Source organism: Dyella sp. 333MFSha, from assembly GCF_900102405.1.
Lineage (GTDB): Bacteria > Pseudomonadota > Gammaproteobacteria > Xanthomonadales > Rhodanobacteraceae > Luteibacter > Luteibacter mycovicinus.
This window is the reverse complement of the sequence record NZ_FNBR01000010.1, coordinates 1-20,218: the sequence shown is the minus strand read 5'-3', so window position 1 is coordinate 20,218 and position 20,218 is coordinate 1. Positions and strand designations below refer to the sequence as shown.

Genomic DNA, 20,218 nt, shown 5'->3' with positions numbered 1-20,218 from the left:
CCCCCATTGCGGTCGCCGTGCGGTAGGAGCGAACCCTGTTCGCGAACCCTCAGCCCCACTAGGGCGAACGAGGCCATCCGAAACAGGCAGGCGAGCGGTCCCAACCACGAAGCGAGCCGCCGCTCGACCCCACGTTGCCTCAGTCCCCCAAAGAGCCGGCGGGTGCCACCCTCGCGTCCGGTAGCCGCAGGCGTGGACGCGAGGGTGGCACCCGCCGGCTCTTCCCTTCGACACCACACGCCGCGACAAAGCCAAACGCGAAGGCGACAGCCGAGCCCTAAAAAACGCCACCAGCGGCGCAAAAAAAAAGCCAGAGCGAATGGCGGAACATACGCCGCCATTCGCTCCGACCCTATGTCTCCCCGCGCGCCTCGTTACTTCTTAGGCGTAGCGATCGCGCCGATCAGGTCCTTGCCCTCACCACGCACGAGATGCGGATACTTCAGCCCCTCGTGATAATCGACCTTGATCGTGGCGTAGTCGTCGGTGCTCTTGATCAGGAACTCGATCGGTGTGCTCGTACCCTTCGCCGCGGTCACGGCGTCCTTCAGGACCTGCGCCGAGTAATCCTTGCCGTTGATCGCGACCAGCTGCACGCCCGGCACGAGACCGGCCTTCGCGGCCACGCCGTCCCACTGCGCGTCGGTGACCGAGCCTTTGTCGTTCACGACGATGCCGAGTGAGTAGGCGAGGTTGACCGACTTGCGGATCTTTTCCGCTGTCTTCGCGAACGCGGTCGGCTTGTCGTCGTAGACGAGTTTCCAGCCACCGCCCTCGATGCCGTGCTCGGGCAGGGTGTCGCCCGTGTAATCGAGGCGCTGGCGCAGGAAGCTCGCCCAGTCGAACGGCTGAATGCCGTTGAGTGTCGAGACGACGTCCTCGAACGTATAGGTTTTCGGCGTATAGCTGCCGTTGTCCATGCCGTAGAAGGCCTTCGCGAATTCATCCAGCGTGTGCTTGCCGCCGGACAGGTCGCGCATCTTCGTATCGACGTCCAGCCAGAGCAGCTGGCCTTCCGGATAGTAGTCCGAGCTGCGACGCAGATTGCCCCAGCCCGGGCTGCCGCCGCGCGAGGAGAGCGGGATGCCGTCGGCCGTGTCCTGCAGCGAGCGCCACGAACGGCCCGTGCGTGCGGACATGTCGGCGGCGATACCCGCCAGCGAGTCACGCCACTGGTCGGTGGTCCAGATGCCCGAGCGGGCGGTCAGCACGCCGGCCCAGTAGTCGGTCAGCCCTTCGTAGACCCAGAGCAGGTCGTCCTGCATGGGCTCGGCGAAGGTCGGCGTCCACAGGTCCGCCGGACGACGGAACTTGCCGTTCCACGAATGGATGTACTCGTGCGGAAGCAGGGTGCCCGCGGCCACGTTGACGTCGGCGTCGGTGAGGAAGTTGGCGAAGAGGCGATCGTCGCTGGACTGGTGGTGCTCGAGCCCGAAATGACCCGTGTGATCCGAGGTCACCAGCAGGAAGTCGTAATGACCGTAGTGGTGCGCACCGAACAGCTTGTTTGCCTGCACGATGAGGTTGCGCTGTACTTCGATCTGCTTGTCGGTGGCCTTGACGCCCGCGGCGGTATCGCCGGTGATGTCGAGGTGCACCTGCGTTTCCTGGCCCGGAGCGAGGTCGATGCGGTTGAAGTACTTGCCGCTCATGACCGGCGAGTCGACCAGGTTCTCGTAGCTCACGGTCTTGAAACTGACCGTGTTGCCGCTCTGAGACGCGGTCTCCAGTGCGGATGCGTACTTCCAGCCGGCAGGCAGGGTCACGCTCGGATCGACCTTGATCTGGCTGGCGTAGTAGCCGGCCGGATAGAACGACACTTCATTGAATGAGAGCGGCACGTAGTTCGGCGTTGCCGGAGCGAGATAAACGAACGAAAGCTCGAGCTTGTCGGTGCCTTCGGGTACGTCGACGTGGAAGGCATACATCTCCTGCAGGTCGCGACGCCACGGGATCTTCTTGCCGTTGGCGGTGACCTGGATGCCGGCGACGTTGGACAGCGGGCCCGAAGGGCCGTGCACGCCCGGGATCCACTTCGGGTAGTGCAGCACCACGTGTCCGGCGGTTACCGGAATCGTCTCCTTCACCCGGAAGATGTTCTTCGCGGCGTCGGACAGGTCCACGTTGAGCGTGATATTGCCGGCGTACGGTTTGTCCACGGCGGCGGGAATGGGCGGCGAAACGGCCGGGGCTGCGGATGCGGCGGCGGAGATAGCCATCGCCGACAAGACGGCGGCGGCGAGGGTGGCACGACGAAGCGGCAGGCGCATGGCTCTGGGTTCCCCTTGGCGGACGAGATCGTTATCGCCCGATAGTCGGGGCCGCGTCCCGGAGCGACCTGTGCCAAAGGTCATACCTGTTTTAAACGGGGTACTTCGCCCACCGCTCAGCCGCGGCTAGCATGGCGCCATGAAAGCATCGACCCTGCGCCGCATCTTCAATGCCTGGCCGCCCTTCCTGTTCGCCGGCATCCGCGTGGTGAAGATGGACGACTACCGCTACGTCAGGGTGAAGCTCAGGCTTGCCTGGTACAACCGCAATTACGTGCGCACACACTTTGGCGGCAACCTGTTCTCGATGACCGATCCGTTCTGGATGATCATGGTGCTCAAGTCGCTGGGGAGCGAATACATCGTCTGGGACCAGGCCGGCGAAATCCGCTTCGTCGCGCCCGGTCGGGAAGATGTCTTCGCGGAGTTCCGCGTCGACGACGCGCTGCTCGATGAGATCCGCGAGATGACCGCCGACGGCGAGAAGCACCTGCGCTGGTTCGATACCGATATCCGCACCGCGTCGGGCGAACTGGTCGCTACTGTACGCAAGCAACTGTACGTGCGCCGCAAGCGGCGCTGAGCCGCGCCCGTGTCGATCAGAAGACCAGCGACGCCATCTTCCGCCGGTAGACGCTGACCAGCGCCGCGTCGTCGAGGGTGGCGAAGGCGGCGAGCAGGCGCTTCTTTGCCTGGCCGTCCTGCCAGTCGCGCTGGCGCTTGAGGATGTCGAGGAACTGGTCGAGGCCGGCGGCGCTGTCGCCTTCGATCAGCAGACGCACGCCGAGCAGGTCGCGGGCTTCCCAGTCGTTGTCGTCGGTCTGCACGCGCTCGCGCAGGACTTCGAGCGACGGGGCGCCTTCGAGGGCACGCGCCAGTTCGAGCTGACTGCGCAGGCGGACGGCACGGGCGTCGGTGGCGAGGTTGGCGGGCAGGGCGTCGAGCTCCGCCTGTGCCGGCTGCACCTGGCCGGCCCGCATCAGGGCCAGCGCGAGATCGAGCTTCAGTTCCGCGCGGTCCGGTTCGGCGGCGATCGCCTGCTGCAGGCGGTTGATCGCGTCCTCGGCGGTTTCCGGCGGGGCCACGTCCGCGGCGACGTCGTCATTGGCGGCTTCCGCCGGCTGGACGCCGTGCTTGGTCAGGAATTCGCGAATCTGGCCTTCGGGCAGCGCGCCGGCGAAACCGTCGACGACCTGCCCGCCGCTGATCAGGATCACCGTGGGAATACTGCGCACGCCGAACATGGCGGCCAGCTGCTGCTCGGCGTCCACGTCGATCTTGGCCAGGCGGAAGGCGCCGTTGAACTCGCCCGCCAGCTTTTCGAGGATCGGACCCAGCGACTTGCACGGGCCGCACCACTCGGCCCACAGGTCGACGAGGATCGGCGTTTCGAGCGAGGCCTGGATGACGTCGGTCTCGAAACCGGCGGTGGTCGCGTCGAAGACGTGTTCACTGCGGGTCGGGGCACTGCTCACGGGCTAACTCCTGGGACGGTATGTCGATGCCCCCAAGATCGGGGAAGGGCGGGAGCATATCAAGGTCGCACGCGCTTTTAGGACCAGACCTAGGGCGCTCGTCATGCGCCGTTTACGCGGATTTGCGATCATACGCCGGTGGGCCAGCCGGCCCGGAACCGCCGGGTTGGCATGCGTAAGGGTCAGGACCTCATCATCTGCGAGCATTGCGACTCCGTTTACCGGAAGCGTCCGCTGGCCCGTGGACAGGTTTCCGACTGCGTCGTCTGCGGGGCCGTGCTCGATCGCCATCAGTGGCTGAGCGTGGACGGCCAGTTCGCCCTGATCGTCGCGGCGCTCATCGTCTTCGTCATCGCCAACGTATCGCCGATCGTCACCCTCGGGCTGTCGGGGATGACCGCCGCGACCACCTTATGGGGCGCGGTGATCGCCATGTGGCACGACGGGGCGCAGATCGTCGCGGTGCTGACGGCGCTGACCCTGTTCTTCTTCCCGCTGGCCCAGATCATGATCTTCGGCTGGGTGCTGTTCTTCGCCCGCGACGGTCGGCGGGCGCCGGGGTTCTCCCGGGCCATGTCGTCGCTGGTCCGGGTCAAGCCCTGGAGCATGATCGAGGTTTTCATGCTCGGCACACTGGTCGCCGTGGTCAAGGCGCACACCTATTTCGACGTGGTCACGGGTCCGGGTATCTGGGCGTTTGGCTTCCTTACGCTGCTGATCACGGTCTTCTCCACCCACGATCCGCGCCACCTGTGGGATGTCACGAAGGACGCCAACGCATGAACGCGCCACCCCGGGCCGTGGACATGGGCATCATGTCCTGCCACGTCTGCCGACTGGTCACTGCCTATACCGACGACAAGCACGCCCATTGCCCCCGCTGCGGCAGCCCGTTGCACGGTCGTAAACACGCCAGCGTCTCCCGGTCATGGGCCCTGCTGCTGGCCGCCGCGATGTTCTACATCCCGGCCAACATCTTCCCGATCATGCGCACGCAGAGCCTGTCCTCGAAAGACGACAACACCATCCTCAGCGGCATCCTCGAGCTGTGGCGGGCCGGGTCGCCGGGCCTGGCGGTCATCGTCTTCACGGCGAGCATCATCGTCCCCATGCTCAAGTTCATCATCATGGGCTACCTGCTCGTCTCGGTTCAGCGATCGAGCGACATGGTGGCCCGCCAGCGGTCGAAGCTGTATCGCTTCGTCGAGCTGATCGGGTACTGGTCGATGCTCGACGTCTTCGTCGTCGCGATCCTGTCCGCGCTGGTGCATTTCAAGATACTGAGCCGCGTCGAGCCCCTGCCCGGCGTGGTGTATTTCGGCATCGTCGTCGTGCTGACGATGCTGGCGGCCATGAGTTTCGATCCCAGGCTGATCTGGGACAAAAGGAAATCGCAATGAGCGACACCCACGAGGGAAACACGCCGTCTCCCGACGAACTTCCGCAGCCGGAGGTGCGCAAGTCCAAGCTGGGCTTTTCGCTCATCTGGCTGGTGCCGATCGTGGCCGCTCTGGTCGGTATCTCGCTGCTGGTCAACCACGCGCTGTCCGCCGGACCGCAGATCACCGTGACCTTTCTGACCGCCGAAGGCATCGAGGCGGGCAAGACGCAGGTCAAGTACAAGAACGTGGTGATCGGCAAGGTCACCACGATGCGCCTGTCGAAGGACCGCACGCATATCTCGGTCGTGATCGACCTCGAGAAGGATGCGAAGGCCTTCGCGACCAAGGGCACCCGCTACTGGGTCGTGCGGCCGCGTATCGGCGCCAGCGGTGTGTCGGGCATCGACACGCTGCTTTCCGGCGCGTTCATCGGCGCCGACGCGGGCGACTCCGAAGACGACCAGGCCGACTTCACGGGCCTCGAAACGCCGCCCGCCGTGACCCACGGCGCGCCAGGCCGTCGCTTCGTGCTTCATTCCTCGGATCTGGGCTCGCTGGATATCGGTTCACCTGTCTATTACCGCCGCATCCAGGTCGGCCGCATCGTTTCCTATGAGCTCGACAAGGACGGTAAGGGCGTCTCCCTGCAGTTGTTCATCGACGGTCCCAACGATCGCTTCGTCAGCAAGGATGCCCGTTTCTGGAACGCCAGCGGTGTCGACGTGTCGCTCGGCGCCGACGGGCTCAAGCTCAACACGCAGTCGATCGCCACGGTGATCGCGGGCGGCGTGGCCTTCCAGTCCGCGCCGGGTCCGCACGACGAGACGCCGGCCGACGAGATGGCCGAGTTCACCCTGTTCAACGACCAGCAGACGGCGCTGGCGCCGCCCGACGGCAAGCCGCTCTACATCCGGATGACCTTCCAGCACTCCCTGCGTGGTCTCGCACCGGATGCGCCGGTGGAGTTCCTCGGGGTGAAGGTCGGCCGCGTGGTGTCGGTCAATCTCGACTACGACCCGGTCAACAAGACCTTTCCGGTGGTCGTGGGTGCCCTGGTGTACCCGCAGCGCCTCGGCAAGGCCGACGAGAAACTCCGCGCGGCGGTGGGCGGCAACGAGGAGCAGCAGATGCCGCGCATCCTGCACGGCATGGTCGACCATGGGCTGCGTGCGCAGGCCCGTACGGGCAACCTGCTCACCGGCCAGCTCTATATCGCGATCGACTTCGACAAGAAGGCGCCGAAGGTCGCGTTCAACGAAAGCACCAAGCCGCTCGAAGTACCCACGATGGCGGGCGATTTCGATCACCTGCAGGAGCAGATATCCAGCATCGTCGACAAGGTCGAGAAGATCCCGTTCGACTCGATCGGCAAGAATCTCGACGGCAGCCTGCAGGAGCTGCACGGCACGCTGAAGCAGGTCAACGGCGAGCTGTTGCCCGAGGCGAAGAAGACCCTGCAGGGTGTGAACAAGACGGTCGGCACGGCCAACGACGCGCTGTCCGAAGACTCGCCGCTGCAGCAGAACATTGCCAATACGCTCGAGGAGTTGCAGCGCACGGTACGTTCCGTGGGCGCCCTCACCGACTACCTCGGCCGTCACCCGGAAGCGCTGCTGCGCGGACGCGGTGCCGATGCGCCGCCGAAGGTCATCCTCCCGTCGACTCCGAAGCAGGGCAAGGACGTACAGCCATGATCCGCACATTCCGCCTCGCCACCGCCGTCACCCTGCTGGGCACGCTAGCCGCGTGCTCTTCGGCGCCCACGCATTTCCATACGCTGATCCCGCCGTCCGCGGCGCTGGCGTCCGCCGCCGCACCGTTCGTCATCGACGTACAGGCGGTGGCCGTCCCGCCGCAGGTCGACCAGCCGGCCCTGGTGCTCCGTCAGGGTGCCAGCGGCATCGCCGTGCTCGACGGCGAACGCTGGGCGTCGCCACTGGGCGACGAAATCCGCGGTGCCCTCGCGGCCGACCTGTCGACGCGCCTCGGTACCCACGATGTCCATGGGCTGCCGCGCGCCAAGGACAGCAAGGTCGTCCGCGTGCAGTTCGATGTCCGTCGTTTCGATTCGGAGGTGGGCGGCAATGCCACCCTCGAGGCCAGCTGGTCGGTCCGCGCCGCCGATGCCGCCAGCACCTGCGCTTCCCGCGTCAGCGAGCCGGCCGGCAGCACCTACGACAGCCTGGTCGACGCTCACCAGCGCGCGCTGGCCAAGGCCGCCGACCAGGTTGCAGCGGCCGTCAGGGCCGTGGCGGCGGGGCAGGCGGGGGCTTGCCAGTAACGGGGGGCGGTTAGCCTCGGCTGCGCCGTCGGGCTTGACGCACAGCGCGTCGAGGCATGGGCGCCGCCGGGTGCCATTCTCGTCGCTAAGTCCTCCTCCGGCCTTCGCCTACGTGCGGAAGCGCTCCGAGAACGACACCCGGCGGCACCCTCCGACCGGTGTCGTTTCGTGTTGAAAAGCGGATGTGCGCAAGGTGCTCAGGCGCTCTTAGGATTGCGACAACCTCAGGCCGGAGCCGCGCTCGTCGCCGCCGGGCGAGGCACCCATCGTGCCTTGCTCGCCTCGCAACCTGCTGTAGCGCCGGAAGGGGGGCGTGGGCTGCCGTTCCTGGAGCGCTTCCGCACGAAGGCGAAGGCCGTAGGAGGACCTAGCGACAGGAATGGCAGCCCACGCCCCCCTTGCCTCAGTCCCGCCAGACGCTTTTGCCTTGAACACCCCCCGTAAGCTAGTCTCCCGCGATTGAGCGCCGCGCTTTTTCGTGCGGCCACCTGAGCATCCGACCGGTACCGAACACCATGCAGGACACCCAAGACCAGGGCACGCGCGAGCAGGGCGGTTATACGCCGGCCGCCGTCGAGACCGCCGCCCAGCACTTCTGGAATGAAACGCGTGCCTTCGAAGTCGTCGAAGACGCCGGCAAGCCGAAGTTCTACTGCCTCTCGATGCTGCCGTACCCCTCCGGCGCGCTGCACATGGGCCATGTCCGCAATTACACGATCGGCGACGTGATCAGCCGTTTCCAGCGCCAGCAGGGCAAGAACGTGCTCCAGCCCATGGGCTGGGATGCGTTCGGTCTGCCCGCTGAAAACGCCGCGATCAAGAACAACACCGCGCCGGCGAAGTGGACGTACAAGAACATCGATCACATGCGCGAGCAGCTCAAACGCATGGGCTTCGCGTACGACTGGACTCGCGAGGTCACCACCTGCCGTCCGGAGTACTACCGCTGGGAACAGCAGATGTTCACCCGGCTGATGAAGAAAGGCCTGGTGTATCGCAAGAACAGTGTCGTCAACTGGGACCCGGTCGACCAGACCGTGCTTGCTAACGAGCAGGTCATCGACGGCAAGGGCTGGCGCTCGGGCGCCGTGGTCGAGAAACGCGAGATCCCCCAGTGGTTCCTGAAGATCACCGCTTACGCGCAGGAGCTGCTGGACGGCCTGGACACGCTGCCGGGCTGGCCCGACGCGGTCAAGACGATGCAGCGCAACTGGCTGGGTCGCTCCGAAGGCCTGGAAATCACCTTCGACGTCGACGGTCAGGCTGAGCCGCTGACGGTGTTCACCACGCGTCCGGATACCCTCATGGGCGTCTCGTACCTGGCGGTCGCCGCCGAGCACGCGATCGCCACGCGCGCCGCTGAGGGCAATCCCGGCCTCGCCGAATTCATCGAAAGCTGCAAGGCCGGCGGCGTGTCCGAGGCCGAGCTGGAAACACAGGAAAAGCGCGGCTACTACACCGGCATCGATGCCACGCATCCGCTCACGGGCGAGAAGGTGCCCGTGTGGGTCGCCAACTTCGTTCTGATGGGCTACGGCACCGGCGCCGTGATGGCCGTGCCCGGTCACGACGAGCGCGACTGGGAGTTCGCCCAGAAGTATTCGCTGCCGATCAAGATGGTCGTCGTGGATCGTGGCGTCGTCGACGCCGTCGCCGAGCTCAGGCGCGACCTCGCCGCCGACGGCACCGACACCGTGCAGAACGCACTGGACGGCGGTTCGTCGGACGCGTACCAGTCCTCGGCCGCGGTCGAGACGATCAAGACCTTCGAAACCAACATCCAGACGGCCGGTGCGTATACGGACTACGGCACGCTGATCAACTCGGGCGAGTTCGACGGCCTGGAATTCAGGGAAGCGTTCGAAGCCATCTCGGCGAAGCTGGCTGCGGCGGGTCGTGGCGAGCGCCGGGTCAACTGGCGCATCCGCGACTGGGGCGTCAGCCGCCAGCGCTACTGGGGTTGCCCGATTCCGGTGATCTACTGCCCGAACTGCGACGCCGTGCCGGTCCCCGAGGATCAGTTGCCCGTGGTGCTGCCCGAGGACGTCGCGTTCTCCGGCGTGCAGTCGCCGATCAAGGCGGACCCGGAATGGCGCAAGACCACCTGCCCGAACTGCGGCGGTCCGGCCGAGCGCGAGACGGATACGTTCGATACCTTCATGGAATCCAGCTGGTATCCGGCGCGATACACCAGCCCGGGTGCCGACGCCATGGTCGACGAACGCGTCAATTACTGGATGCCGGTCGACCAGTACATCGGCGGCATCGAGCACGCGATCCTGCATCTGCTGTATTTCCGCTTCTACCACAAGCTCATGCGTGACGAGGGCCTGGTGAACAGCGACGAGCCGGCCACCAACCTGCTCTGCCAGGGCATGGTCATCGCCGAAACCTACTTCCGCAAGGCGGACGACGGTCGCCTGACCTGGTTCAACCCGGCGGACGTGGACGTGCAGCGCGACGAGCGCGCGCGCATCGTGGGCGCGATCCTGCGCACCGATGGCGAGCCGGTGGAGATCGGCGGCATCGAGAAGATGGCCAAGTCGAAGAACAACGGTGTCGATCCGCAGTCGATGGTGGAGAAGTACGGCGCCGATACGGTGCGTCTGTTCTCGATGTTCGCCGCGCCGCCGGACCAGTCGCTGGAGTGGAACGAGGCGGGCGTGGAAGGTATGGCGCGCTTCCTGCGCCGCCTGTGGCGGGACGTCTCGGCTCACGCCGAGGCCGCCGCTGGCGATCAGGGCGATAACCCGGCCGGCGAGTCGGTGCGCAAGACCGTCCGTCGTCAGCTGCACGAAACGATCCAGAAAGTCACCGACGACATCGCCCGTCGCCAGTCCTTCAACACGGCGATCGCCGCGCTGATGGAGCTGCTCAACGCCCTGAGCAAGTTCGACGATGCCAGTGTCGCCGGTCGCGCGCTGCGCCAGGAAGCCTTCACGGCCATCGTCCAGCTGATCAACCCGTTCACCCCGCATCTGTCGCATGCGCTGTGGCAGGTGCTGGGTCACGGCGAGACCCTGGTTGAGGACGCGGGCTGGCCCGCCGTCGACCCGGCCGCCCTGGTCCGCGACTCCCTGACCTACGCGGTGCAGGTCAACGGCAAACTTCGCGCTACCATCGAGGTGCCGGCTTCGGCCTCGAAGGATGAGGCCGAGACCATGGCCCGCGCCGAGCCCGCCGTGGCGCGGTTGCTGGAAGGGCAGACCGTGCGCAAGGTGATCGTCGTGCCCGGCAAGATCGTCAACATCGTCGCAGGATAATCATGAGCCCGAACCCGCTTCGCTTGCTTCGTGTCGCCGCCCTTGTCGCCATCGTGGGACCGCTCAGTGCCTGCGGTTTCCACCTGCGACAGTCCGCGGCGCTGCCGCCCGGCATGCAGAAGATCCACCTGACGGTGGCCGGTGGCGGCCGACTCGAGCGCGAACTGTCCCGCGCCCTGTCGAACGCCGACGTCACCGTAGTCGACCATGCGGCGGTCGACGCGGCCGAGCTGGCGATCACGTCGAACAACTTCCGCACGGATTCGCTCACTGTCAGCGGCACCGCGCGTGTCACGGAATACGCCGTCCGTTACCACGTCGACTTCAATGCGAAGGCGGGCGACGGCACGGTCATCATCGCGCCGCAGGGTGTCGATATGTCCCGTGAATTCAGCTACGACGCCACCAATACGATCGGTACCGCCAGCCAGACCGAAGAACTGCAGCGCAGCCTGATCGGCGACATGGTCCAGGCCATCCTGTTCCGGCTTGAAGCGGCCACCGTGCATCCGGCGGCGGCAGCCGCGGGTGCGCCGGCCGCGCCCGCATCGTCGAACTGACCGGGTAGCGACGTGCCGTTCAACCCGGCCCAGTGGCAGAAACATCTTGCAGGCGACCGGATGGCTCCGGTCTACCTGCTCGCCGGCGAAGAGCTTCTCGTCCTCGAGGCGGCCGATGCCGTGCGCGCGATGGCGCGCAGGCTGGGCTACAGCGAGCGCGAAGTGCTGGAAGCGGACAGTCGCTTCGACTGGGACGATCTGGCCCGCTCGTCCGCGGGTCTGTCCCTGTTCGCTACGCAGCGTCTGCTCGACCTGCGTCTGGCCGGCGGCCGCGCGGGCAAGGACGGCAGTGCGGCGATCAGCGAATTCGCGGGCCATCCGCCGCCGGATACGACGCTGCTCATCACGGCTACCGAGTGGAGCACCAAGCACGAGGCGGTCTGGACGAAAAACGTGGACCAGGCGGGCATCCAGGTGATCTTCAATGCGCCCCGGCCGAACGAATGGGTGCAATGGGTGGGCCATCGTCTTGCCTCGCGGGGGGTCAAGGCCAGTCCTGACGCCGTCGCGCTGCTTGCCGAGCGTGTCGAGGGGAATCTGCTCGCCGCCGCCCAGGAGATCGACAAGCTGGTCGTGCTCGCCGGCGATCAGCGTCTCGACGCCGCCGCGCTGGAGAGCCTGGTCGCGGACAGCGCTCGTTTCGATGCCTTCAAGCTCACAGATTCGGCGTTCGCGGGCGAGGGAGGGCGCGCACTGCGCATTCTCGCCGGCCTGCATGCCGAGGGCGACGAGCTGATCGCCCTTATGGGCTGGATCGTCAATCAGCTGCAGCTGGCGCTGCGTCTGGCCAATGCCCGCGATTTCGCGGCGCAGGCCAAGGTCGAGCGCCTGTGGCCCGCGCGCGAACAACTGTTCCGCAAGGCGCTGCGTCGTGCGCCGCGCGAGCACTGGATGGCCTGCCTTGCCCGTGCCGCGCGGATCGACCGCATGGCCAAGGGTCGCGAGCAGGGCAATCCCTGGCTCGAGGCCGAGCGGCTCATCGCGGCCATCGCCGAGCCGCGCGCCGCGGTGGCGTTCGCATGAGCGAAGCGCGACCGCTCGCCATTCTCGGAGGCACGTTCGACCCGATCCATAACGGTCACCTGCGTGCCGCCTGGGAGGCCGCCGAAGCCCTGGATGCCGAGGTTCGGCTCGTGCCGGCCCGTACGCCGCCGCACCGTCCGCCGCCGGTAGCCGATGCGGCCGGCCGCGTGGCGCTGTTGCGGGCAGCGCTTTCCGGTCAGGACCGGCTGCGCATCGATACCCGCGAACTCGACCGGGACGGTCCCTCGTACAGCGTGGACACCCTGGCGTCGCTGCGCGCGGAGATCGGCCCGAATCGTCCGCTGGTGTTGCTCGTCGGTGCCGACGCCTTCGCCGGTCTGGCGTCGTGGCACCTCTGGCGCGAGTTGTTCACGCTGGCGCATGTCGGGGTGCTCAACCGGCCGGGCGTCACGCATGAGCCGTCGGCCGAACTTTCGGCGTTCATCGCCGATCGCCGCGCTCCGCGGCCGCATGGGCCCGCGGGACGGGTGCTCGATATCGCCATCACGCCGCTGGATATCGCCGCGACGGCGATCCGGGAGTCGTTCGCGGGCGGGAACGAACCGCGCTTTCTGATGCCGTCGGAGTGTTTTGCCGAAGACGCGTTGCTGGCACCTTACCGTGCCCTCGGGCGCTGATCGCCCGCCAGCTGGGCCCCGCCGGCGCTGCTTTAGCTGCCAAGGCATTTGACGCGCCCCGTGCCCGGCGGAGGTATACTCCGCCCCAGCGCCGGCATTCCGCCGTACGAGGTTTTCGCATCTTGAGTTCGTCCGCATCCCGTAAGGCCAAGTCCACCGTCAGCAACGAGCACCTCCGCCAGCGCGTGGTCGCGGCCCTGGAAGACCTCAAGGCCAAGGACGTCCGCGAAATCGACGTCCGTGGCAAGACCTCCATCGCCGACATCCTGTTCATCGCGTCGGGCACCTCGGCCCGTCACGTCAAGTCGATCGCCGACGAAGTCATCAAGTTCGCCAAGGAAGCGGGCGTCATGCCGCTGGGCGTCGAAGGCCAGACCGAGGCCGAGTGGGTCCTCGTCGACCTGGGCGACATCATCGTCCACGTCATGATGCCGCGTATCCGCGAGTTCTACGGCCTCGAGCGCCTGTGGACCGTCGGCGACGACGGCTACGAAGCCTCGCACCACGCCTGAGTCCGTCGTGCGGGCCCGCCTCATCGCCGTCGGCGAGCGCATGCCGGCCTGGGTGGCGGAGGGCTTCGCCGAATACCGCAAGCGGCTCTCCCACGAGCTGCCCCTGGATCTGACCGAGATCAAACCCGGCACGCGTGGCAAGGGCCGCGATGACGTGCGTGCCACGCTCGACGAAGGCGCGGCGATCCTCGCGGCACTGCCGCGCGACATCCACGTCGTCGCACTCGATGGCCGGGGCAGGACGTGGTCCAGCGAAGACCTCGCCCGGCAGCTCGAACAATGGCGCATGGGCGGTCGCGATCTGGCCTTCCTGATCGGCGGTCCCGACGGCCACGCGCCCGATGTGCTGGCACGGGCCGACCAGCGCTGGTCGCTCGGCCCGCTGACGCTGCCGCACATGCTCGTCCGCCTCGTGCTCGCGGAGCAGCTCTACCGCGCGACCACGCTCGTGGCCGGTCACCCTTACCACCGGGCCTGAAGGAACCGCCGTGCTGTACCTGGCTTCGCAATCCCCGCGCCGTCGGGAACTTCTCGCGCAGATCGGCGAATCCCACCGCACCCTCGACGTCGATGTCGAAGAAATCCGTCAGCCCGGCGAAACGCCCGACGTTTACGTCTCCCGCGTCGCGCTGGACAAGGCCCGTGCCGGTTTCGCGCGGGTGGCCGCGGAGGCGGGCGCCCGTGTCCTGGGCGCCGACACCGAGGTGGTGCTCGGTGACGACGTCTTCGGCAAGCCCCGCGATGCGGCCGACGCGGCCGACATGCTGAGGCGGCTTTCGGGTATCGAGCACCGTGTGGTGTCCGCCGTGTGGCTCGTAGAGGCTGTCGGCGAGCGTCGGGTGGTGTCGGTATCGACGGTGCGCTTCGCGGCGCTCCCGGAGGCCGACATCGCGTCCTACATCGATACGGGCGAGTGCTTCGGCAAAGCCGGCGCGTATGCCATCCAGGGACGTGCCGCCGCTTTCGTGGAACATCTTTCCGGAAGCTACACGGGCGTCATGGGCTTGCCTTTGTTCGAAACGTCCCGACTGCTTCGCGGACCGTGACAGGCGCGGGACGCGCGGGCTATAAAGCACGATGACTCAAGGAAAAGGGCGCGCGGTGAGCGAGGAAATCCTGATTAATGTCACGCCGCGTGAGACGCGCGTGGCCGTTGTCGAAAACGGCATGTTGCAGGAAGTCCACGTCGAACGTGCGACCAAGCGCGGCTATGTGGGCAACGTCTACAAGGGCCGGGTGCAGCGCGTCATGCCCGGCATGCAGGCGGTGTTCGTCGAGATCGGACTGGAGCGCGCGGCGTTCCTGCATGCTTCCGACATCGTCCGTCCGTCGCTGCCGCCGACCGATGCCACCGAAGGCAAGTCCAACGGACACGGTCCGGTGCCGCCGATCAGCGAACTGGTGCACGAAGGCCAGGAAATCGTCGTTCAGGTGGTCAAGGATCCGATCGGCAGCAAGGGCGCGCGGCTGTCCACGCATCTCTCCATCCCGTCGCGTTACCTGGTACTGCTGCCCCATTCACGCACGCTGGGCGTGTCCGTGCGCATCGAGGAAGAAGCCGAGCGCCAGCGGCTGAAGGACATCATCCTTCCGCTGATCGGCGAGAACCACCTCGGTTACATCGTGCGGACGAATGCGGAAGGCCAGTCGGAAGAATCGCTGGCGTTCGACGTGACCTACCTCAGCAAGGTCTGGCGCGTCGTGCAGGAGAACATTCAGAAGGCGAAGGTCGGCGAGCGCGTCTACGAGGAACTCTCGCTGCCGCTGCGTTCACTGCGCGATTCGCTCAACGACGGCATCGAGAAGGTACGCGTCGATTCACGCGAAACCTACGAGAAAACCGTCAAATTCGTGGCCAAGTTCATGCCGGTGCTGTCCGACCGCATCGAGCACTACGCGGGCGAGCGTCCCATCTTCGATCTCTACGGCGTGGAGGACGAGATCCAGCGCGCGCTGCGCAAGGAAGTCCCGCTGAAATCCGGCGGTTACCTGATCGTCGACCAGACCGAAGCGATGACCACCATCGACGTCAATACGGGCGGCTACCTCGGCAGCCGCAACCTCGAGGAAACGGTGTACCGCACCAATCTCGAGGCGGCGCAGGCGGCCTCGCGCCAGCTGCGCCTGCGCAATCTCGGCGGCATCATCATCATCGACTTCATCGACATGATCGACGACGAGCACAAGCGGCAGGTGCTGCGCATGCTCGAAAAGGGCCTGGTCAAAGACCACGCCAAGACCACGGTCTATCCGATGTCGGCGCTGGGTCTGGTCGAGATGACCCGCAAGCGCACCACGGAAAGCCTGGAGCGGCAGCTGTGCGAACCATGCCCCGCATGCAGCGGCCGCGGTACGCTGAAGACGGCCGAGACCGTGATCTACGAGATTTTCCGCGAGATCACCCGCGCCGTGCGCCAGTTCAATGCGCAGAAACTGCTCGTCATGGCCAGCCCGAAAGTCGTCGGCCGCATTCTCGAAGAAGAATCGGCGGCGGTGGCCGAGCTCGAGGAATTCATCGCCAAGAGCATCCGCTTCCAGGCGGAAGAACACTATTCGCAGGAACAGTTCGATGTCGTTCTTCTTTAAGCCCGGCGATCGTCGCCGGAACGTCGGCCGGTGAGTGCCGGCTGGCGCCATCGCCTGAGACGCCTGCGGTTCTTCCTTCTGGGTCTGGTCGCGAGCGTGCTGGTCGTGCTCGCGCTGATCATGGCGCTTGGCCAGCTGTTGCTGCCGCTGGCGGCGCGGTATCCCGATCGTGTCGCGGCGATGCTGAGCGACGCCTTGCACAGGCCGGTTCACTTCGCGTCCCTGGAAGGATTCTGGCGACCTTCCGGGCCGTTGTTCGTGATGCGCGACGTGACTGTGTCGCCCACCGACGGCGGTGAACCGCTGCGTCTGCCCCAGGCGGCGGTCAAACTCGATTTCGGTGCCTTCATCCTTCCGTCGCGTCACCTGATCAACCTGCGGCTCCGCGATCTGCGACTGGGGCTGCGCCGTGCGCCCGACGGTCGCTGGAGCATCGACGGTTTCGCCACCGGCGGCGGCACGCAGAAAGTCTCGCTGGATAACCTTTCAGCGGACCTGTGGCTCAGCAACCTGCGCCTCGACATCAACGACGAGACCACGAAACGACACTACGGGCTGATCGCCGATCAGCTGCGTGTCAGTCTTGAGGACAACGCGTTGCGCATCGGCGGCACCCTGCGCCGTGAAAACGTCAGCACGGTGCTCACGGCCGCGGGGCGGTTCGCCGCCGATGGTTCGCATGGCCGGGTGTATGTGAAGGGCGCGGACGTGGATTTTGCCGCGCTCACCGGCGACTTCGAGGCCGGTGGCTACGCACTCGCCGGCGGCAAAGGAAATATCGAGACCTGGCTGGACTGGCGCGACGCCAGGGTCGTGCGCATGACGTCGCGTATCGATCTCGATGGTCTCGCGGTACGTGGGCCCGCGCGAACGGTAACCACGGCAGGCCTGCACGGTATCGTCAGCCTGCATCGCACCGCCAACGGTCAGCGCGTGGACTGGGCGGGGCGTGACGGTGGCGATCTCGCGCTGCTGCTGAACACGGTCGGCGACCGGACGGATGGCACCCTGGCGGGGCGCCGTGTCGATCTCGCGCCGCTGCTGCCGTGGGCGGGGATCCTTCCGCAGATGTCGCCCTCGCTCGCCCGATGGCTCGGCGAAGGGCACCCGCGCGGTCGCTTCGACGACCTGCGTGCCGACTGGAATTCCATCGACGGTATCGAATTCGTCCGCGCCGGCTTCTCCGGACTGGGCATCGACGCGAGCGGTACGCTGCCCGGCATCGCATCGCTCAAGGGCGAAGTGCTTGGCGACGCCGAGGCGATGTCGCTCAGCCTCCCGACGCAGACGACGACGATCGACGCCACCGGCATCTTCCGCAAGCCCTTCGTCATGAAGTCACTGGGCGGCGACATCGCCGTGTACAAGGACGAGGGCGACTGGCACATCGGTGTCGATCCGCTCGATTTTCGCGGCGAAGGCTTCGGCGGTCAGGCGCGGGGGGAATTCGTTCTGCCCGCCGCCGACACGGGGCCTTTCATGGATATGTACGTCGCGCTGGGCGAAGGCGACGTGGCCGCGGCGAAGCTGTTCTGGCCGATTCACTCGATGTCGGAAGGCTCGCAGAACTGGCTCAACCGCGCGATCGTTTCCGGGCGTATCGAAAGCGGCTCGGCCCTCATTCGCGGCAACCTGCGCGAGTTTCCGTTCAGGAACCACGAGGGGCGCTTCGAAGGTCGCGCCGTCATCGACGACACCGTGCTCGACTACGGCACGGGCTGGCCACGTGCCGAAGGCATTTCCGCGGTCGCGAGCTTTGTCGACAACGGCATGTCGATCGACGCCACGGAAGGCCATTCGCTCGGCAATGCCATCAGCGCGGCATCGGCGGTGATCGCCGACTTCGGTGAGGGCGTGCTCGATCTGAAGCTGAGCGGCGCCGGGACAGGTGGCAGCTACCTCGATTTCGTGAAGAACAGCCCGGTCGGCACCAGCAGCCGCGAAACGCTGGACAAGATGAAACTCGGTGGCACCGGTGAATTCGGATTCAACCTGCTGTTGCCGCTGAAGGATACGAAGGACTTCACCCTCGACGGCAGGGCGACCATCAAGGATGCGGATCTCGTCGCCGACGCGTGGAAGCTGCGCCTGGATAAAATCACCGGCCCCATGAGCTTCGACGGTAAGGGGTTCACGGCGCAGGGTCTGAAGACGCTGTTCCGCGGCCAGCCCGCGAACCTCGACCTCGCCATCGCGGGCGGCACCGGCGATCCGGCGAAGATCGTCGACGCGACGGTCACCGGCGCGTTCACGATGGACGAACTGGTAGGCCAGTACGAAAACCTCAAATGGTTGGCGGACATCGCCAGGGGCCGCGGCACGTTCCGTGTCGGTTTCGACCTCAGCAAGACAGGGCAGGGGGATGCCACCGCGCAGACCCTGACGGTCGACTCCGACCTGCGCGGCGTCGAGCTGCTGATGCCGACGCCGGTGAAGAAAGCCGCCAGCGTGCCCCAGCCGCTATCGGTGCGCGTCGGTCTGCCGGTCGACGGTGCGCGTCTCGATGTCGCCATCGGCGACGTCGTGCGTGGGCGCCTGCGTCTGCCCACCGACAAGGTTCCCATCGCCGCCGCCTTCAATCTCGGCACCAGTGTGCCGGCCGCCCTGCCTGCACAGGGTTACCTCATCGGTGGACATGCCGCGAAGCTCGACGTATCCGGATGGGTGCAGTACGTCGTGGGCCTGTCGACGGGCGGGACAGGGCCGGGACTGAGTTCGCTCGACCTGGTTACCGATGATGCCGAGGTTTTCGGCCAGCATTTCGCCGACATGCATATCGTCGCCAATCCCGGTCCGCAGGCGCTGTCGCTCAAGGTCGAGAGTGAGGCCCTCGCCGGCCAGATGACCGTACCTAACGAAGAAATGCGGCGCCGCGGTATCACGGCGCGGATGGATCGCATCTGGTGGCCATCGGCCGACGATGCCGCGGACGCCGCGAAGAAGGGCAAGGCCGCCGCGGGTGCGGCCGCTACGGTCGCCTCCACGGCGGCCAAAGCCGAAGAAGCAAAAGACAATGCCGCTGCCGCCAGGAAGCCGGCCGATGCGAACGAGGCGGGTGTCGCGCCGTCCAGCCTGCCACCGATGCATCTGCAGGTCAGCGATATGCGTCTGGGTAAGGCGAAGCTCGGCGAAGCCCGGCTGGAAACCTGGCCGACGGACGAAGGCATGCACATCGACCAGCTGCGCGCGCAGTCGAAGAACGTACAGATCACCGCGTCGGGTGACTGGAACGGTGACGAAAAGCGCAGCAGGACGCATCTGGCGATGGATTTCGCCTCCGAGGACGTGGCGCGCATGTTCGACGCGCTCGGTTTCGCAGGCATCCTGCAGGGCGGGCGCACGTCGGCACGGCTCGACGCGACGTGGCCCGGTGGCCCTTCAGCGCTTGCGCTGGCGAACATGGACGGCACGCTGAAGGTCGACGTGGCCAAGGGCCGGATCCTCGAAGTGCAGCCCGGCGTCGGTCGTCTGTTCGGGCTGGTTTCCGTGACCGATCTGCCGCGTCGCATGGCGCTGGACTTCGGTGACGTGCTCGGCAAGGGTTTCGCGTTCGATTCGATCACCGGCGACTTCCGCTTCGCCAACAGTGACGCGAGCACCAGCAACCTCAAGATTCGCGGTCCCGCCGCGGAGATCACCATCACCGGCCGGGCGGGCCTGAAGGCGCGTGATTACGATCAGGAGGTGCTGGTGGTGCCGCACCTCGGCAACAGCCTGCCGGTCGTCGGTGCGCTGGCCGGCGGTCCCGTCGGCGCCGCGGCGGGTCTCGCCGTTCAGGGCATCCTGGGCCGCGGTCTGAACCAGGCGGCGCGCAAGCGGTACCACGTCACGGGCAGCTGGGATAAACCTGTGTTCACCCCGATCGAGAAGGGCGAGCCCTCCACGGCCACCAAGCCGTTGTAGGAGCGCGCCTGTAATGGCCGGGTTTTTCAGGACCACCAAGTAGGAGCAAAATCTCCTGCGAGGTGAATCATGGCTCATAGAAAAATTCCGGCAGCGGTCAAAGCCGAGGCAATACGACTGGTGGTCGAGGTGGGATATACCCCGCCTCAAGCCGCTCAGATGATGGGTCTGGGGCCGACGGCCCTGAGGCGATGGGTGGAGGAATGGCGCGAACGGCAAGCGGCGATACCGGACGATCCGGTGGAGCAGCGACGCCTCATCGCGCAGCTTCAGGGACAGTTGAAAGCCTCTGAAGACGCTCGTGCGGTGTTGGCACAGGAGCGTG

At 66.3% G+C, this 20,218-nt stretch carries 17 protein-coding genes; 15 read left to right on the top strand and 2 right to left on the bottom strand.

The window, feature by feature from the left end; genetic code table 11:
* Window positions 1–374: 374 nt before the first annotated feature.
* Entirely contained in the window at window positions 375–2,270 is a 1,896-nt protein-coding gene (locus BLT40_RS19720) for a M61 family metallopeptidase (RefSeq protein ID WP_090356252.1), read from the bottom strand.
* A 139-nt stretch (window positions 2,271–2,409) separates the two neighbouring features.
* Between BLT40_RS19720 and BLT40_RS19715 the strand changes: the two genes are divergently transcribed.
* A complete protein-coding gene (locus tag BLT40_RS19715; protein ID WP_036115314.1) occupies window positions 2,410–2,853 on the top strand; it encodes a DUF4442 domain-containing protein in 444 nt (147 codons plus the stop codon).
* A 16-nt stretch (window positions 2,854–2,869) separates the two neighbouring features.
* Here the strand turns inward: BLT40_RS19715 and trxA are convergent, their stop codons facing one another.
* Window positions 2,870–3,745, bottom strand: coding sequence for a thioredoxin (trxA, locus tag BLT40_RS19710; RefSeq protein ID WP_090356246.1), 876 nt, complete (start codon window positions 3,743–3,745; stop codon window positions 2,870–2,872).
* 171 nt (window positions 3,746–3,916) lie between these two features.
* On the opposite strand from trxA, the gene BLT40_RS19705 reads away from it, so the two are divergent.
* The 14 genes from BLT40_RS19705 to BLT40_RS19640 form a co-directional block, all read left to right on the top strand.
* Entirely contained in the window at window positions 3,917–4,528 is a 612-nt protein-coding gene (locus BLT40_RS19705; protein ID WP_090356243.1) for a paraquat-inducible protein A, read from the top strand.
* On the top strand, window positions 4,525–5,145 hold the full coding sequence (locus tag BLT40_RS19700; RefSeq protein ID WP_090356239.1) for a paraquat-inducible protein A: 621 nt from the start codon (window positions 4,525–4,527) through the stop codon (window positions 5,143–5,145). Before BLT40_RS19705 ends, BLT40_RS19700 begins: the two co-directional genes overlap by 4 nt.
* Complete coding sequence (locus tag BLT40_RS19695) at window positions 5,142–6,821, top strand: PqiB family protein (protein WP_090356228.1); 1,680 nt, start codon at window positions 5,142–5,144, stop codon at window positions 6,819–6,821. The genes BLT40_RS19700 and BLT40_RS19695 overlap by 4 nt, the downstream gene beginning before the upstream one ends.
* Window positions 6,818–7,408, top strand: a complete 591-nt coding sequence (locus tag BLT40_RS19690; RefSeq protein ID WP_036115296.1) for a PqiC family protein — start codon at window positions 6,818–6,820, stop codon at window positions 7,406–7,408. Before BLT40_RS19695 ends, BLT40_RS19690 begins: the two co-directional genes overlap by 4 nt.
* 515 nt (window positions 7,409–7,923) lie before the next feature.
* On the top strand, window positions 7,924–10,671 hold the full coding sequence (gene leuS, locus BLT40_RS19685) for a leucine--tRNA ligase (RefSeq protein ID WP_090356224.1): 2,748 nt from the start codon (window positions 7,924–7,926) through the stop codon (window positions 10,669–10,671).
* A gap of 2 nt (window positions 10,672–10,673) precedes the next feature.
* Window positions 10,674–11,231, top strand: a complete 558-nt coding sequence (gene lptE / locus BLT40_RS19680; protein ID WP_036115282.1) for an LPS-assembly lipoprotein LptE — start codon at window positions 10,674–10,676, stop codon at window positions 11,229–11,231.
* A gap of 12 nt (window positions 11,232–11,243) precedes the next feature.
* Window positions 11,244–12,254, top strand: a complete 1,011-nt coding sequence (holA, locus tag BLT40_RS19675) for a DNA polymerase III subunit delta (RefSeq protein WP_090356219.1) — start codon at window positions 11,244–11,246, stop codon at window positions 12,252–12,254.
* Entirely contained in the window at window positions 12,251–12,892 is a 642-nt protein-coding gene (gene nadD / locus BLT40_RS19670; protein WP_090356215.1) for a nicotinate-nucleotide adenylyltransferase, read from the top strand. The genes holA and nadD overlap by 4 nt, the downstream gene beginning before the upstream one ends.
* A 122-nt stretch (window positions 12,893–13,014) precedes the next feature.
* On the top strand, window positions 13,015–13,404 hold the full coding sequence (rsfS, locus tag BLT40_RS19665; RefSeq protein ID WP_036115271.1) for a ribosome silencing factor: 390 nt from the start codon (window positions 13,015–13,017) through the stop codon (window positions 13,402–13,404).
* A gap of 7 nt (window positions 13,405–13,411) precedes the next feature.
* Window positions 13,412–13,882: a 23S rRNA (pseudouridine(1915)-N(3))-methyltransferase RlmH gene (gene rlmH, locus BLT40_RS19660; protein ID WP_036115269.1), complete on the top strand. Its 471-nt coding sequence runs from the start codon at window positions 13,412–13,414 to the stop codon at window positions 13,880–13,882.
* A gap of 10 nt (window positions 13,883–13,892) precedes the next feature.
* Window positions 13,893–14,450: a Maf family protein gene (locus tag BLT40_RS19655; protein ID WP_090356212.1), complete on the top strand. Its 558-nt coding sequence runs from the start codon at window positions 13,893–13,895 to the stop codon at window positions 14,448–14,450.
* Between the two features lie 55 nt (window positions 14,451–14,505).
* Window positions 14,506–15,990 (top strand): ribonuclease G, encoded by a 1,485-nt coding sequence (rng, locus tag BLT40_RS19650; protein WP_036115267.1) that lies wholly within the window; start codon window positions 14,506–14,508, stop codon window positions 15,988–15,990.
* Between the two features lie 30 nt (window positions 15,991–16,020).
* Window positions 16,021–19,893, top strand: coding sequence for a YhdP family protein (locus BLT40_RS19645; RefSeq protein ID WP_079520757.1), 3,873 nt, complete (start codon window positions 16,021–16,023; stop codon window positions 19,891–19,893).
* A gap of 69 nt (window positions 19,894–19,962) precedes the next feature.
* The coding region (locus BLT40_RS19640; protein ID WP_090356207.1) for a transposase at window positions 19,963–20,218 on the top strand (256 nt) is incomplete at its 3' end.